Source organism: Microbispora catharanthi (assembly GCF_006334915.2).
In the GTDB taxonomy this organism is placed as follows: domain Bacteria; phylum Actinomycetota; class Actinomycetes; order Streptosporangiales; family Streptosporangiaceae; genus Microbispora; species Microbispora catharanthi.
The window spans coordinates 353,362-367,430 of record NZ_VDMA02000001.1 but is presented as its reverse complement, the minus strand read 5'-3'; the positions used below and the strand labels follow the sequence as shown (position 1 = coordinate 367,430).

Below are 14,069 nucleotides of genomic sequence, written 5' to 3'. Positions count from 1 at the left end.
CAAAGTAGATTTATTTGCTTTCGCACATCGGCTGTGTTCAAATGCACGCATGGAAAGTGCTGATCGGATCCGGGCCATCATGAACGCGCTGCGTACGTCCGACAGCGTCTCCGTGGCCGAACTGGCGCTGGCATATGGTGTCTCGGAGATGACCATCCGGCGTGACCTGGACGAGCTCGCCCAGCAAGGGGTGGTCCGGCGGGTTCGCGGCGGCGCCCTGAGCCTGCTGTTGCGCGGCGAGGAGCCGCCGTTCGGCGTGCGCGAGCGAGAGGCGATCGACGCCAAGCGCCGCATCGGCGCCGAGGTCGCCGGTCTGCTGGCCGACGGCGAGGCCGTGCTGCTCGACGGCGGCACGACCGCGCTCGAAGTCGCCAGAGCCGTGCACGAGCGCCGCCTGACCATCCTGCCGCTGGCACTGCAGGCGGCGCAGGAGCTGGCGGGCGCACCCCGCATCCGCCTGGTCCTGCCCGGTGGCGAGGTGCGGCACGGGGAGATGAACTTCGTGGGACCGCTCACCGAGACGTCGATCAAGGCCCTCCGGTTCGACACCGCGGTGATCGGCTGCTGCGGCCTGTCGGCCGAACACGGCCTGACCGCGCACGACCTGCCCGAGGTGGCCATCAAAAAGGCCGCGATCGCCTCGGCCCGCCGCGTCGTCGTCGCGTGCGACTCTGGCAAGTTCACCCGTACGGCGTTCGGCGCGGTCTGCGGGCTCGATCGGCTCGACGTGGTCGTCACCGACGAGGACATCCCCCGGGACCAGCACGACGCTCTCACCGCCGCCGGCGTCGCCGTGCGCACCGTCCCCGCCTCCGTTCCGGTCACCTGAGCATCCCCTGCGGGAACCGGCGCCGTCCATGTCAGGTCGGTCCGGGTCGCGCCGGTCCAGGTCACAGGGTGCCGCCGTCCGGGGGTCGCACCCGCGCCCGACCTCGGGTCAGACGGATGCGTGAGGCCGGAACACCCCCCAGATCCCGCTCCACGAAGTCCCGCTCCCGAGCCCCCCGCTCCGGGGCGGTCGCCAGGCCGGACGTCCTCGCGAAGGAGGCGCGAACACCTCCCCTGATCGTTCGCACAGCTCGCCGGCGCAACCGCTTCACCGAGCCTGTCCACACAGCTCTCCATCGCACGCCCCCCGACCACATGCGAGCGTGCCGGACCCGATGCCCGGAGCCCCGCACCGGCCACCGCTCTCTCCGGCCACCGTCCGCGATCACTCTCCGCCACAACACCCGCGGCAACGCCCGCGACAACGCCCGCGACAACGCCCGCGACAACACAGACGAACCTTCCGGTACGAACCTCTCAGCGCCCTGAGGAGCACCACATGGCCCTGTCCGCCCTCGCCCGCCCGGCGCTCCTGCGCGCTCGCGTGGCCGTCTACGGACTGTTCCTGCTGGCCGGCATGGCCATCGGCACCTGGACAAGCCGGATCCCCGCCATCAAGGCGGACCTGCGGCTGAGCGACGGCGCGCTCAGCCTGGGGCTGCTCGGCATCGCGGCCGGCGCCATCACCGGCATGCAGGTCGTCGGCAGGTTGGTGGACCGCTACGGCAGCTACCGGACCATGCTGCCGGTGGCCATCGCCCAGGGCCTCGTCCTCGTGGTTCCCGCCTACATGCCGAGCCTGCCGGCGCTCGCTCTCTCCCTGTTCGCGTTCGGTGCGGTCAGCGGCACGCTCGACGTCGCGATGAACGCCAACGCCGTGGTGGTGGAGCGGGCGTCGGGGAAATCGATGATGTCGTCCTTCCACGCGGTGTTCAGCGTCGGAGGGTTCGCCGGAGCGTCCGCCGGAGGCATGTTCGCCCACGCCGGGATGAGCCCGGGCGTCACCTTCGCGGCGATGGGCGCGGCGATCCTGCTCATCGCCCTGCTGAGCGGCCGCTGGGCGACGCGCGACGACCCGGCGCGGGAGGCGGCGCAGGCGGGCTCCCCCGCAGGCGGACCCGCGCGCCGGCGCGTCGGCGGCGGTGTGCTGCTTCTCGGCGTCCTCGCGTTCTGCTGCATGATCGGCGAAGGCGCCGCGGCCGACTGGGGCTCGGTCTACCTGCGCGACAACCTCGGCTCCTCCCCCGGCTTCGCCGCGGCCGCGTACGCCGCGTTCTCGATCATGATGACGGCCGGCCGGTTCGCCGGGGACCGCCTCGCCGCCTGGCTGGGGCCGGTCACGCTGGTGCGCTGCTGCGGAGGTCTCGCCGGGGCCGGTCTCGCGGCCGGGATCGTCGCCGGCGACCCGGTTGCCGGGGTCGTCGGCTTCGGCCTGTTCGGCGCGGGCCTGTCGTGCATCATCCCGCAGGTGTTCTCGGCCGCCGGACACCGCGATCCGGCCCAGTCGGGCCGCGCGCTCGCCGCCGTGGCGAGCCTCGGCTACACCGGCTTCCTCGCCGGGCCCGTTCTCATCGGCGGCCTGGCCGAGGCCGTCACCCTTCCGCACGCGCTGCTGGTGCCCGCCGTGCTCGCGTTGTTCGTGGCTCTCACCGCTCCGGCGATGCGCTCGCCCCGTCCCGAACCCGCGACCGAACGCCATGCCGAGCCCGCCCGCGATTGAGGCGTGCGCCGTGTACGGCGCGTGAGCCGAGGGTTGGATCGGGCGGAGCCGGGCAGTGGTGGGGCGTGGCCGTCACCAGCGATCCCGACGAGCCGGTCCCCGCGCACCGGCGGCTCGCGGCGATGCTCCGCGAGGAGATAGTCCACGGCCGGATCGAGCCCGACCGCCCCCTGCCGTCCGAGGAGCGCCTCGTGCGCGAGCACGGGTTCGCCCCCGAGGACGTCCGCCGCGCCGTCGAGGTGCTCAGCGGCGAGGGCCTCGTGTACACGATCGAGGGACAGGGGGCGTACGTGTCCACCCGGGCCGAGGAGACGGGCGGCGGCTGAGCGGTCAGCCGGCCGTCCCATCCCCCGACCGGTACGGCTATCGGGCCTGCGCGGACGGGCGGGGCTCGCGCCACATCGGATACATGACCGGGCCGCCGGGCAGCCGCAGCAGCTCGGGCATGTCGACGTAGCCGTGGCGGAGATAGAGCCGCCGGCTCGCCTCGCTGCTCGCCTCCAGGTAGGCCGGGATCCCTTCGGCGTCGAGCCTGCGGTGATGCTCCTCCAGCAGCAGGCTGCCGAGGCCGCGGCCGGTCCTCCCCCGCTCCAGCGCGATGAACGCCAGATAGTGGTGCGGCTCCTGGGGGTGGAGCTTGTCCGCCAGTTCCCCGAAGAGGCGGTAGCGTCCGGCGTTGTCTCCCGCGAAGGACGCGATCGCCTCCTGCTCCCCGGGGATCTCGGGGAACGGCGCGGCGAACCAGACCGCCACACCGGCCAGTTCGCCCGACTCGTGGATGCCGTAGACGTCGCCGTGCTCAAGCGCGTGCCCGGCCCACATCGTGAAGAACCGCCGCTGCATCGGCAGCCGGTCTTCCACCCGCGGGATGAGCCATCCGGTGATCTCGTCGGTGTGGAAGGTGTCGGCGATGAGTCCGCCGGCCGCGGCCGCGTCGGTCATCCGGGTGATCTCGATCGTCACTTGACCCCCCCGCTGACGGCCTGGGCGCCCAGGCCGATGTTGGCGTACACCTCGGGCCGGATCGACTTCAGCACCCGGCCCCAGATGAGGCCGAAGACGATCGCGACGACGAAGATGCCGGGCAGGATCCAACGGAGGACCGAGTCGGGCTCGACCCCGAGGACCGTGTCGAAGTTGATCAGGGTGAGGCCGATGATCACGCAGAGCGCCAGGATCGCCAGGGCCGGGGCTATGCGGGTGCGCCAGGTCGTCTCCCCTCGCGGATCACGGGCGAAGAACACGATCACCGAGATCGAGGTGACGGTGAGCAGGGCCAGCAGCCCGAGACCACCGAAGGTGCCGAAGATGAAGAACATCTTGGTGACCGGGTCGAGGCCGGAGACCGCGTAGACGGTGATCACGATCAGCCCGAGCACCGTCTGCAGCAGCGACCCGGAGATCGGAGCGGCGGTGCGGGCCGAGGTGCGACCGAAGATCGAGGGCAGCACGTTCTCCCGGCCCAGGGCGAAGATGTAGCGGGCCGTGGTGTTGTGGAAGGCGATCATGCAGGCGATGCTGCTGGTCACGAACAGCACCGAGCCGATCGTCGAGACGGCGGTGCCCAGGTGGAGGGCGGCCTGGTTGAAGATGAGCCCGGTCCCCTGCTGCGCGGCGGCCTTGACGATCCTGTCCGGCCCGGTCGGCACCGTCTGCGCCCAGGCGGAGACGGAGTACAGCACGGCGATGATCGCGATGCCCAGGTAGGTGGCGATGGGCACGGTCCTGTGGCGGTCCTTGGACTCCTCGGCGAAGACCACCGACGACTCGATGCCGGCGAATCCGGCGACGACGGTGGCGAGCGCCGCGCCCACGCCGGGCACGAACAGCGCACCGGGGGTGAAGCCCTCGAAGCTGATACCTTCCGGTGCGACCTGGGTCACGTCGCCGAGGTCGAACAGCAGCACGATGGCGATCTCACTGACGAGCAGGACGGACAGGATCTTTCCGTTGACGTCCACTCGCAGCAGGCCGAGCACACCGGTCAGCGCCCAGGCCACGAGCGCGATCACCCACCACGGGGGCGATCCGCCGAACCAGTCCACGAGCAGCGGCTCGGCCGCCGAGCCGATGATTCCGTAGAGGCCGAGCTGCAGCGCGTTGTACGCGAGCAGCGCCACCCAGGCGGTCGCGACTCCCTGGGTCCGGCCGAGCCCTTGGGCCGCATAGGCATAAAAAGCGCCCGCGTTCACCACGTGCCTGGCCATCGTCACGTATCCGACGGCGAATAGCGCGAAAATAGCGCCCAGCATCAGGAATGCGAACGGGACACCGATGACGCCCGTCACCGTGTACGCCGTCGGGACCGAACCCGCGACGACCATCAGCGGCGCCGCCGCGGAGATGACGAAGAACACGATGGACGGCACGCCGAGCCGATCCTCGGCCAGTGCGGCGGTGACGGCGCTGGGCCGTTGCTGTGTGAGGGACACCTGGAACTCCGTGTGAGGGGGGTGGAGGTCACCGGCGGCTGATGACGGCCTGGCCGACAGCGACCTTGGTCTGGGCGATGAGTCTCCGCAGGGGCATGGGAAGCATGGCGGTCGCGGCGGCCGCGAACCGGGGATCGTGCTCGGACAGGACCCGCTGGGCGCAGCCGGCCGCGACCAGGAGCCCCAGGAGGACGCAGTCCCGGTCCACCGGCGGCCTGCGCCGCTGGATGGCGAGGTTCAGGCGGGCGAGCGGCCACGCGGCCGTGTTCATGTCCGCAGGGGCCGGGGGCTGCTGCTTCAGCAGGTGCCTGACCGGCGGCTTGAGCAGCTTCGCGGCGATCATCCTGGCGGCGACGTCGGCGTAGATCGTCCGGGCGAAGAAGAGGAGCCACGTGCCGATCGGATGGTGCGGTTCGGCGATGACGTGCCCGAGAACCGCACGGGTGAGCGGGTCGCCGGCGATCTCCCCTGCCGTCGGGTAGAGGCGTTCCGGGTTCGCCGCGAAGTCGAGCGCCACGCGCTCGGCGAGCATCAGTTCACCGAGGACCCCGCCGGCCAGCGCCAGCCCCGTGAGCCGGGAATGAAGCAGCGGATGGCCCGTCACATTGTCGTGCAGGACAAAGTACAGGTCATCGACAAGGGACGGGCTCGAAAGATCGCTTTCAGCCACGGTCGGCGATGATATAGGCCAAATGTTAAATCTGTCATCGCGCAAATTCACGGCCGAGCGATCTGTGCGCGGAATACGAGAATTGTGCCAACCGGAACACACTTTTCGGCTAATGCAATTACGGCCCGTCCCTTGAAGGGTCACAACGCGCGACGGAAATCGGGCCGGAGGCGCCCGCGGCGAATGCCGGCGATCGGGCCGGGAGGACAAAGGCGATGCACCGTCCGCGAGGAGCCCGCCGGACCTCTCATCGGAGCAGGGCGTTGGCCAGGACGGTGAGCAGGATCGACGCGACGATCGAGATGATGATCATCAGGAGGCAGCCCGCCGCTCCCCCCAGTGGCCGAATCTTGACATTTCCGGGCATGGCGTCCTCCCCAGACTGCTCGATTTGCGCCCACCCCCGGCCCTCCTGCCGAACCGAGCCCGGTTTGTCCGTTTTACGGCCGGGCATCGTCGGCCTATGACCATCCAGGACGACAGGGGCGCGGCGGCCCTGGCCCGCGCCCACGGGCTCTTCAACATCGCGGGCGGCCTGTGGCCGCTGCTGCATCTGCCGAGCTTCGAGAAGGTGTTCGGCGCGAAGACCGACCGCTGGCTGGAGCGCACCGTCGCCGGGCTGCTCGTGGGCATCGGATGGACGCAGATTCGGGTCGCGTCCACTCCCGGCGGCGCCGACCACGCGCGCCGTCTCGGCATGGCCACGGCGGCGACGCTGCTCGCCGTCGACCTGGTCTACGTGCCCACGGGCCGCATCCGGCCCACCTATCTTCTCGACGCGGCGGCCGAGGCGATGTGGCTGCGCGCCTGGCGGGCCCGCGCCGTACGGCCGGAGCCTCCGTCCACCCGCGCCGGCTCGGCGTTCGCCGCGGCGGCGGCGCTGGCCGCCGGATGTGTCACGGGCGGTGTGCTGGCCGCGCGGCTGCTGCGGCGGCGACGGGCGGAGCCGGACGAGTCCGAGCTCACCCGGGCCCGCTACCTGCGCCACCCCGCGGCTCGGTGAGCGCAGGTTACGGACCACGACGGCGGGTAGAGCGAACGGCAGTTCGACAATGGAGGAGTCATGGACCGAGGACCTGTGGAGAAGGACCCCGAGGAGTGGGCGACCGGGGACGAGCCGATGACCGCGCCGCAGGAGTCCTACCTGCGCACGCTGGCCAGGGAGGCCGGGCGGGACGTGCCGGAGGGGCTCAGCAAGGCCGAGGCCTCCAAGCTGATCGACGAGCTGCAGGACCAGAGCAGCCGCCTCAGCGAGAACGGGTGAAGGAGGTCCAGGGGCCGCCCGGGAAGACCTCGGGCGGTCCTGTGACATCGACCCGCGACATCGACCCGCGACATCGACCCGCGACATCGACCCGCGACATCGACCCGTGACATCGGCCCGTGACATCGGCCCGTGACATCGGCCCGTGACATCGGCCCGTGACATCGGCCCGTGACATCGCCCCATGACGTCGGCCGGCGCCGTCATCCGGGTAGCGTCTCGCCGCCGATCGGGGCGAGGACCTCACCCGTGTAGTACGACGACAGCCGGTTGGCGGCGAAGAACACGTACGAGGGAGCGATCTCGTCCGGGTCGGCCGGCCGGCCCATCGGGGCCTGCTGGCCGAACTTCTCCACCTTCTCCTCGGGAAACGTCGACGGGATGAGCGGCGTCCAGACCGGGCCGGGGGCCACGGCGTTGATCCTTATCCCCCGCTCGACCAGCACCTGGGCCATGGAGTAGGTGAACGCGTTGATCGCGCCCTTGGTCGCCGAGTAGTCGATCAGGGTCTTGTTGCCGCGCAGCCCGTTGATCGACGAGGTGTTGACGATCGAGCCGCCCTCGGGCATGTGCCGCAGCGCGGCCTTGGTCACCCAGAAGTAGCTGTGGATGTTCACCGCGAAGGTGCGCTCCCACTGCTCATTCGACAGCTCTTCCAATGACTGCACCGGGGACTGCGTGGCCACGTTGTTCACGAGCACGTCGAGCCCGCCGAGCTCGCGGACCGTGCGTTCCACGACCTCCTCGCAGTGGCGGGGGTCGGCGAGGTCACCCGGGACGATCAGGCAGCGGCGGCCCTCCTGCTCCACCAGCTTCCTGGTGTGCTCGGCGTCCTCGTGCTCGGTGAGGTAGGCGATCGCGACGTCCGCCCCCTCCTTGGCGAACGCCACGGCGACGGCCCGCCCGATGCCGGAGTCGCCGCCGGTGACGAGTGCCCGCTTGCCCGCCAGCAGGTCGCGTCCGGTGTAGTCGCGCATCTCGTCCCTGGGCTCGGGCGTCATCTCGCCCGTCCGGCCGGGGTACGGCTGCGTCTGCGGTGGCGGTGTGGAGTTCGACTGCTCAGACATGCACGTCGGGTACCCCTGCCTGTCCAGGGCAAACGATCGGCGCGCCGCGCGGCGGCGATCGCCCGATGGATACACACTGTTACCTATCCATCACGCTTTAACGTCCTGAGACGGGACATCGGGTATGACGTTGCCATGACACCCCGGTCGCGGATCGCTCCGCTCGACGTGGTCTGGAGAACGTGTGACGCCGCGCCCGAGTGCCTCGGCGTCGCCCACGAGCCGTACGGCAGATGCCTGGCGCACCTCACGCCGGCCGAGGCGGCCGAGCTCCTGCGGGGCCTGACGCCCGGCCAGGCCCTCGATCTGCGTGGCACCCTCCTGTCGGAGGACCTTCTCACGCGGGTCCTCGACGGCATGGAGCGCCACCTGGGCAGGGCGAGGTTCGACCGCGCGGTCTTCACCGGCCCGGCCCGCTTCGGCGAGGTCGTCTTCGCCGGTGACGCGACCTTCGACCACACGAGGTTCGACCGTCTCGCCTCGTTCTACGGCGCCCGGTTCCTCCGCAACGTCTCCTTCCGCGAGGCCCGGTTCCTGCGCGAGTTCTCCCTGCACGACGCGCGGGTGTGCGGCCACGCGACGTTCGACCACGTCATGGTGCGCGGGGACGCTCTTTTCGGCGCGGCGCGGTTCGGCGCCCCGCCGCTCACGGTCACGGGGAACGCCTCAATCCAAAAGGCGTCGTTCCAGAAAGCCTCGTTCCAGAAAGCACAGTTCCACGGATTCGCCGCGTTCGACGCGGCCACCTTCCACGGGGACGCCTGCTTCCGCGGCGCCCGGTTCCACCGGGCCGTCTCCTTCCGCGGCTCGGACTGCGGGGCGAGCGCCGAGTTCCAGGGCGCGCGCTTCGAGGGGGCGGCCTACCTCGGCCCGATGCGGATCGTGCGGCGCCTGTCGCTCGCGGGCGTACGGGCCTGCGCGCCGTTGCACATCGACACCAGCGGGTGCCGCGTGGTGCTTCGCGCGGCAGCCGTCCTCGGGCGGCTCGCCGCACGGCTGTCCGACGCCGAGGTCGACCTGCGGGACGCGACGCTCGCCGGGCTGTCCACCGTCACCCGGCGCTCCGGCCGGCTGCGCGTCACCTCGCTCGACGGCCTCGACGCGGACGCGCTCACGCTGACCGGGGTGGACCTGCGGGGATGCGGGCTCGGCGGGCTGCGCCGTCCCGAGGGTCTGCGTCTGCGGGAGTGCGTGTTCGCCGCACCCCCGGGCGGGCTCGGGCTGCGCCTGGGATGGCCGCCCGTACGGTGGTGGAGCCGCCGCCGGGTCATCGCCGACGAGCACCTGTGGCGGGGATGGGCGGCGCAGAGCGCCGACGAGCACGCGGCAGGTCCGGCCGGCGAGCGTGCGCCCGACCCGGCGCGCCTGGCGGTTCTGTACGAGCGGCTGCGGCCGGGCGTCGACGACACCCACGTGGCGGCCGACTTCGCGTTCGGCGCCATGGAGATGCGGCGGCTGGGCAGCCCGCGCGGCCGGATCAGGCTGCTGCTCTCGCTGTACTGGCTCGCCTGCGGGTACGGCCTGCGCGCGGGGCGGGCCCTCGGATGGCTCGCGCTGGTGGCGGCCGTCGCCGCGGGCGCGGTGTGCTGGGCCGCCGGGGCGCGCCCGGAGGGCAAGCCCGCCGTCCACCGTCCCCGGGTCGCGGTCGTACGGCCCGCGGCGTCGGTCTCCCGCCCGGCGCACGGGCTCGGGGGCTGACAACGAGAGGGCTGTAGAAGTACTCGGGGTCGGTGCACCGGCCGTTGATCACCGGCTGCGCCGCACTCGACGGCCTCAGCATCGAAGACTTCGATGCTGAGGACCACAAGCGTTCACGATTGTTACGGCTGTTACCTCCTGTCGCCAGCATAAGCTCAATCGTTCGCAAAACAGGAGGTTCCATGACAAAGCGCCTATATGTGGCCATAGTCGGCGCGCTGGTCGTGTCGGCGCTCGCCGGCGGCTGCGGGCGTTCGTCGTCGGGGACCGCCGCGGGCGAGAACGCGGCGACGACGACGGGCAAGACCGCGAAGGACCTGGTTCCCGAGGACGTGCGCAAGACGGGCACGCTGCGGGTCGCCACGTCGGAGGGCTACCCGCCGATGGAGATGTACAAGAAGGGCACCCAGGAGCTCACCGGTGTCGACCCCGACCTCGGCGCCGCCATCGCGGCCAAGCTCGGGCTGAAGTTCTCGATCACCAACGCGGCCTTCGACGGGCTCATCCCCGGCCTCCAGGGCGGGCGCTGGGACATCGTGATGTCCTCGATGAGCGACACCGAGGCGCGGCGCGCCGCGGTCGACTTCGTCGACTACTTCAACGCCGGCGGCGCCATCATGGTGAAGAAGGGCAACCCGGAGGGCATCAAGAACCTCGATGACCTGTGCGGCCGCACGGTGGTGCTGGCCAAGGGCAGCTCCAACCTCGCCATCGGCGAGAAGCAGAACGAGAAGTGCGCCACGAAGATGAAGATCATGCAGAGCGAGGACGCGCCCACCGGCCTGCTCTCGATCGACTCCGGGCGCGCGGTGGCCACGATCGTGGACTACCCCGTCGCCGTCATGTACGCCAAGGACACCGGCAAGTACGACGTGCTGCCCGATCAGTACGAGGCCGGCCCGTGGGGCATCGCGATCGACAAGCGTAAGACGGCGCTGCGCGACGCGGTCGCCAAGGCGATGGAGGAGCTCCAGGCCGACGGCGGCTACACGTCCGTGCTGGACGAGTACGGCGTGACGGCCAACGCCGTCGACGGTGTGCTGGTCAACACCCAGCCGTGGAAGTGACCCGAGAGGAGTCGGCCGGCGTCGAGCTGCCGATCGAGGCCGTGCGTCCCGTACGGCCCGGCCGGTGGCTGGGGGCGGCCGTCGCCCTCCTCTTCCTCGTCTGGCTGGCCTACACGGTCATCGTCAACGAGAACCTGCACTGGGACGTCATCGTCGCCTACCTGGCCGACGGCAGGATCCTCGGCGGTCTGTGGGTCACGATCCAGCTCACCGTGCTGTCCATGGCCATCGGCCTGGCGCTGGGCGTGCTGGCCGCCGTCATGCAGCTGTCGGACAACCCCGTGCTGCGCGGCACCTCCGCTCTCTACACGTGGTTCTTCCGCGGCACGCCGCTGCTGGTGCAGCTCATCTTCTGGTTCAACATCGGGCTGGTCTTCCCCACCTTCGCGATCGGCGTGCCGTTCGGCGGGCCCAAGCTGATCGAGTGGCAGGCGAACGCGGTCATCACGCCGTTCACCGCCGCGCTGCTCGGCCTGGCCATCAACGAGGGCGCGTACATGGCGGAGATCGTCCGCGCGGGCATCCGCTCCGTCGACCCGGGCCAGCGGGAGGCGGCCGAGTCACTCGGCATGTCGCACCGGCAGGTGCTGCGCCGCGTGGTGCTGCCGCAGGCCATGCGGGTGATCATCCCGCCGACCGGCAACCAGTTCATCTCGATGCTGAAGACGACCTCGATGGTCTCCGTGATCGCCGGGGCCGAGCTGCTGACCGTGGCACAGCGCATCTACCTCGGCAACTTCGAGGTCATCGCGATGCTCGTGGTCGCCTCGATCTGGTACGTCGTGCTCACCACGATCGCGAGCATCGGGCAGCACTTCATCGAGAAGAGGTTCGAGCGCGGGCATGTGCGGCTGTCCTCCCGGGTGCGCCGCAACCTGTCTCCGCTGCCGTCCAAGGAGCCCTTGCCGTCCAAGGAGCCCCTGTCGTCGAAGGAGCTGCCGTGAACGCGCAGGACCAGCCGATGGTGCGGATCCGCTCCGTCCGCAAGCGCTTCGGGTCGCTTGAGGTGCTCAAGGGCATCGACCTCGACGTCCCCGCCGGCGAGGTGGTGTGCGTCGTGGGCCCGTCGGGGTCGGGCAAGTCGACCCTGCTGCGCTGCGTCAACCGCCTGGAGACCATCGACTCGGGCCGGATCTGGGTGAACGGCGAGCTGATGGGCTACGCCGAGCGCGGCGGCCGGCTGCACGCGCTGCGCCCCCACGAGCTGTCCCGGCAGCGGCGCGGCATCGGCATGGTGTTCCAGCGCTTCCACCTGTTCCCGCACCGCACCGCGATCGAGAACGTGATGGAGGGGCCGGTCACCGTGCTGGGCACGTCCGCCGCCCAGGCCAGGCGGCAGGCGCAGGAGCTGCTCGATCGGGTCGGCCTGGCCGACCGTGGGCACCACTACCCGGCCCAGCTGTCCGGCGGCCAGCAGCAGCGGGTGGCCATCGCCCGCAGCCTTGCGATGCGGCCCAGCCTGATGCTGTTCGACGAGCCGACCAGCGCGCTCGACCCCGAGCTCGTGCAGGAGGTGCTGGCCGTCATGCGGGACCTCGCGGCGACCGGCATGACCATGATGGTCGTCACCCACGAGATGAACTTCGCCCGCGAGGCCGGCGACCAGCTCGTGTTCATGGACGACGGCGTCATCGTCGAACGAGGCAACCCGCGCGAGGTGCTCGCGGCCCCCCGCCACGAGCGGCTGCGCGCCTTCCTCGGGCAGGTCCGGTGAGCGGTTTCGATCTGCTCATCCGGGGCGGCCTGCTGGTGGACGGCACCGGCCGCCCCGGCAGGCCCGCCGACGTCGGGGTCGCCGCCGGGCGGCTGACCGTGCTGGCTCCGGGCGAGGCGCCGCGTACGGGCGCGGCCGAGGTGATCGACGCGCGCGGACGCGTGGTCGCCCCCGGATTCGTCGACGTGCACACGCACTCCGACGGCGTCACGCTGCTCGGCCCGTCCGGCGGCCGCTCCGCGCTGGTGCGGGCGTCGGTGCTGCAGGGCGTGACCACCGAGATCTGCGGCAACTGCGGGTCGAGCCTCTTCCCCGCGCTGCCGGAGCGGCTGCCCGCCATGCGGGCAGAGACGCGGATCACCTTCGGCGGCGACGTCGGCGCGTACGCCGACTTCGCGGGCTTCGCCGCCGCGCACGCCGAGGTGCCGCGGGCCAACCATCTGGCCTCGCTCGTCGGCCACGGCACGCTCCGGGCGGGCGTGCTCGGCCCCGTGGACCGGCCCGCCCGGCCCGACGAGCTGCGCACGATGTGCGCGCTGCTCGACGCCTCCCTGGCGCAGGGCGCGGCCGGGCTGTCCACCGGCCTGATCTACACCCCGGGCTCGTACGCGGGCACCGACGAGGTGGTGGCGCTGGCGGCGGTGGCCGCCCGGCACGGCAAGCCGTACGTCACCCACCTGCGGGACGAGATGTCGCGCGTCGAGGAGGCGCTGGAGGAGGCGATCGAGATCTCCCGGCGCAGCGGCGCTGCGCTGCACGTCTCGCACCACAAGACCGCGGGCCGGTACGCCTGGGGCCGCACCGAGCGCACGCTGCCGCGCATCGCCGCGCTGCGCGCCGAGGGCATGGACGTCACCTGTGACGTCTACCCCTACACGGCGGGCAGCACGGCGCTGGCCGCCATGCTGCCGCCCTGGGCGAACGACGGCGGCCTGGGGGCGCTCACGGCGCGGCTCGGCGACCCCGCCCAGCGCGACCGCATGCGCCGCGCCATCGCGGAGGGCGTGCCCGGCTGGGAGAACACGGTCGGCAACGGCGGCTGGGATCGGATCTCGGTCGCCTGCGCGCCCCGCCACCCGCAGGCCGAGGGCAGGACCGTCGCCGACCTCGCGGCGTCGGCGGGCGCCGATCCCCTCGACGTGGCCGCCGATCTGCTGGTGGCGGAGGCCGGCGAGGTGACGATCATCAGTCACTCGATGGTCGAGGAGGACGTGCGGCGGGTGCTGGCCGCGCCGTACGCGATGATCGGCTCCGACGGCGTGCCGAAGCCGGGCGGGCGCCCGCACCCACGCTGGGCCGGGACGTTCCCCCGGGTGCTCGGCCGGTATGTCCGGGAGCTGGGGCTGCTGCGGCTGGAGGAGGCGGTGCACAAGATGACCGGGATGGCCGCGGCGCGCTTCGGGCTGACCGGGCGCGGCGTGGTCGGCGACGGCGCGCACGCCGACCTGGTGGTCTTCGACCCCGCGACGGTGGCCGACCGGGCGACGTTCACCGAGCCGCTGCTGCCGCCCGCCGGCATCGACGCGGTCGTCGCGGGCGGAGAGGTCGTGGTGCGCGGCGGCGAGGAGACCGGCGCCAGGCCGGGAAAGGTACTGACCCTGTGAGAGGG

General features: G+C 71.5%; 14 protein-coding genes. 10 read left to right on the top strand and 4 right to left on the bottom strand.

Going from position 1 to position 14,069, the window contains the following annotated elements:
* The first annotated feature begins 49 nt into the window (after window positions 1–49).
* The 3 genes from FH610_RS01630 (at window position 50) to FH610_RS01620 (ending at window position 2,874) form a co-directional block, all read left to right on the top strand.
* Window positions 50–829 (top strand): DeoR/GlpR family DNA-binding transcription regulator, encoded by a 780-nt coding sequence (locus FH610_RS01630; protein WP_139572411.1) that lies wholly within the window; start codon window positions 50–52, stop codon window positions 827–829.
* 498 nt (window positions 830–1,327) lie between these two features.
* Window positions 1,328–2,548 (top strand): MFS transporter, encoded by a 1,221-nt coding sequence (locus FH610_RS01625; protein ID WP_139572410.1) that lies wholly within the window; start codon window positions 1,328–1,330, stop codon window positions 2,546–2,548.
* Between the two features lie 65 nt (window positions 2,549–2,613).
* Entirely contained in the window at window positions 2,614–2,874 is a 261-nt protein-coding gene (locus tag FH610_RS01620; RefSeq protein ID WP_139572409.1) for a winged helix-turn-helix domain-containing protein, read from the top strand.
* A 37-nt stretch (window positions 2,875–2,911) separates the two neighbouring features.
* Here FH610_RS01620 and FH610_RS01615 read toward each other — a convergent pair whose 3' ends face one another.
* The 3 genes from FH610_RS01615 to FH610_RS01605 are packed head-to-tail and all read right to left on the bottom strand — an operon-like array spanning window position 2,912 to window position 5,650.
* Window positions 2,912–3,511 carry a GNAT family N-acetyltransferase gene (locus tag FH610_RS01615; RefSeq protein WP_139572408.1) on the bottom strand — a complete coding sequence of 200 codons (600 nt, stop codon included), beginning with the start codon at window positions 3,509–3,511 and terminating at the stop codon, window positions 2,912–2,914.
* A complete protein-coding gene (locus tag FH610_RS01610; protein ID WP_205825454.1) occupies window positions 3,508–4,980 on the bottom strand; it encodes an APC family permease in 1,473 nt (490 codons plus the stop codon). The genes FH610_RS01615 and FH610_RS01610 overlap by 4 nt, the downstream gene beginning before the upstream one ends.
* Before the next feature lie 28 nt (window positions 4,981–5,008).
* Window positions 5,009–5,650: a GOLPH3/VPS74 family protein gene (locus FH610_RS01605; protein WP_161627879.1), complete on the bottom strand. Its 642-nt coding sequence runs from the start codon at window positions 5,648–5,650 to the stop codon at window positions 5,009–5,011.
* A gap of 463 nt (window positions 5,651–6,113) precedes the next feature.
* Here FH610_RS01605 and FH610_RS01600 point away from each other — a divergent pair, with 463 nt between their 5' ends.
* Together FH610_RS01600 and FH610_RS01595 are read left to right on the top strand one after the other, a co-directional pair.
* Window positions 6,114–6,653 (top strand): hypothetical protein, encoded by a 540-nt coding sequence (locus FH610_RS01600; RefSeq protein WP_205825453.1) that lies wholly within the window; start codon window positions 6,114–6,116, stop codon window positions 6,651–6,653.
* A 60-nt stretch (window positions 6,654–6,713) separates the two neighbouring features.
* Complete coding sequence (locus FH610_RS01595; protein ID WP_139572406.1) at window positions 6,714–6,914, top strand: DUF3072 domain-containing protein; 201 nt, start codon at window positions 6,714–6,716, stop codon at window positions 6,912–6,914.
* Between the two features lie 203 nt (window positions 6,915–7,117).
* Here the strand turns inward: FH610_RS01595 and FH610_RS01590 are convergent, their stop codons facing one another.
* Window positions 7,118–7,981 carry an SDR family oxidoreductase gene (locus FH610_RS01590; protein ID WP_139572405.1) on the bottom strand — a complete coding sequence of 288 codons (864 nt, stop codon included), beginning with the start codon at window positions 7,979–7,981 and terminating at the stop codon, window positions 7,118–7,120.
* 135 nt (window positions 7,982–8,116) lie between these two features.
* Between FH610_RS01590 and FH610_RS01585 the strand changes: the two genes are divergently transcribed.
* From FH610_RS01585 to FH610_RS01565, 5 genes are all read left to right on the top strand, one after another.
* The gene (locus FH610_RS01585) at window positions 8,117–9,679 is read left to right on the top strand and encodes a pentapeptide repeat-containing protein (protein ID WP_139572404.1); all 1,563 of its coding nucleotides are present in this window, start codon (window positions 8,117–8,119) and stop codon (window positions 9,677–9,679) included.
* Window positions 9,680–9,861: 182 nt separating this feature from the next.
* Entirely contained in the window at window positions 9,862–10,746 is an 885-nt protein-coding gene (locus FH610_RS01580) for an ABC transporter substrate-binding protein (RefSeq protein WP_139572403.1), read from the top strand.
* Complete coding sequence (locus FH610_RS01575) at window positions 10,737–11,690, top strand: amino acid ABC transporter permease (RefSeq protein ID WP_139572402.1); 954 nt, start codon at window positions 10,737–10,739, stop codon at window positions 11,688–11,690. Before FH610_RS01580 ends, FH610_RS01575 begins: the two co-directional genes overlap by 10 nt.
* Window positions 11,691–11,707: 17 nt before the next feature.
* On the top strand, window positions 11,708–12,460 hold the full coding sequence (locus FH610_RS01570) for an amino acid ABC transporter ATP-binding protein (protein ID WP_139572750.1): 753 nt from the start codon (window positions 11,708–11,710) through the stop codon (window positions 12,458–12,460).
* Complete coding sequence (locus FH610_RS01565) at window positions 12,457–14,064, top strand: N-acyl-D-amino-acid deacylase family protein (protein WP_139572401.1); 1,608 nt, start codon at window positions 12,457–12,459, stop codon at window positions 14,062–14,064. The genes FH610_RS01570 and FH610_RS01565 overlap by 4 nt, the downstream gene beginning before the upstream one ends.
* Window positions 14,065–14,069: the final 5 nt, after the last annotated feature.

What these genes read in the sequence shown, in the direction of transcription:
- FH610_RS01630 (WP_139572411.1), top strand. Translation starts at nt 50, where the DNA reads ATGGAAAGTGCTGATCGGATCCGGGCCATCATGAACGCGCTGCGTACG.
- FH610_RS01625 (WP_139572410.1), top strand. Translation starts at nt 1,328, where the DNA reads ATGGCCCTGTCCGCCCTCGCCCGCCCGGCGCTCCTGCGCGCTCGCGTG.
- FH610_RS01600 (WP_205825453.1), top strand. Translation starts at nt 6,114, where the DNA reads ATGACCATCCAGGACGACAGGGGCGCGGCGGCCCTGGCCCGCGCCCAC.
- FH610_RS01595 (WP_139572406.1), top strand. Translation starts at nt 6,714, where the DNA reads ATGGACCGAGGACCTGTGGAGAAGGACCCCGAGGAGTGGGCGACCGGG.
- FH610_RS01590 (WP_139572405.1), bottom strand. Translation starts at nt 7,981, where the DNA reads ATGTCTGAGCAGTCGAACTCCACACCGCCACCGCAGACGCAGCCGTAC.
- FH610_RS01585 (WP_139572404.1), top strand. Translation starts at nt 8,117, where the DNA reads ATGACACCCCGGTCGCGGATCGCTCCGCTCGACGTGGTCTGGAGAACG.
- FH610_RS01580 (WP_139572403.1), top strand. Translation starts at nt 9,862, where the DNA reads ATGACAAAGCGCCTATATGTGGCCATAGTCGGCGCGCTGGTCGTGTCG.
- FH610_RS01570 (WP_139572750.1), top strand. Translation starts at nt 11,708, where the DNA reads ATGGTGCGGATCCGCTCCGTCCGCAAGCGCTTCGGGTCGCTTGAGGTG.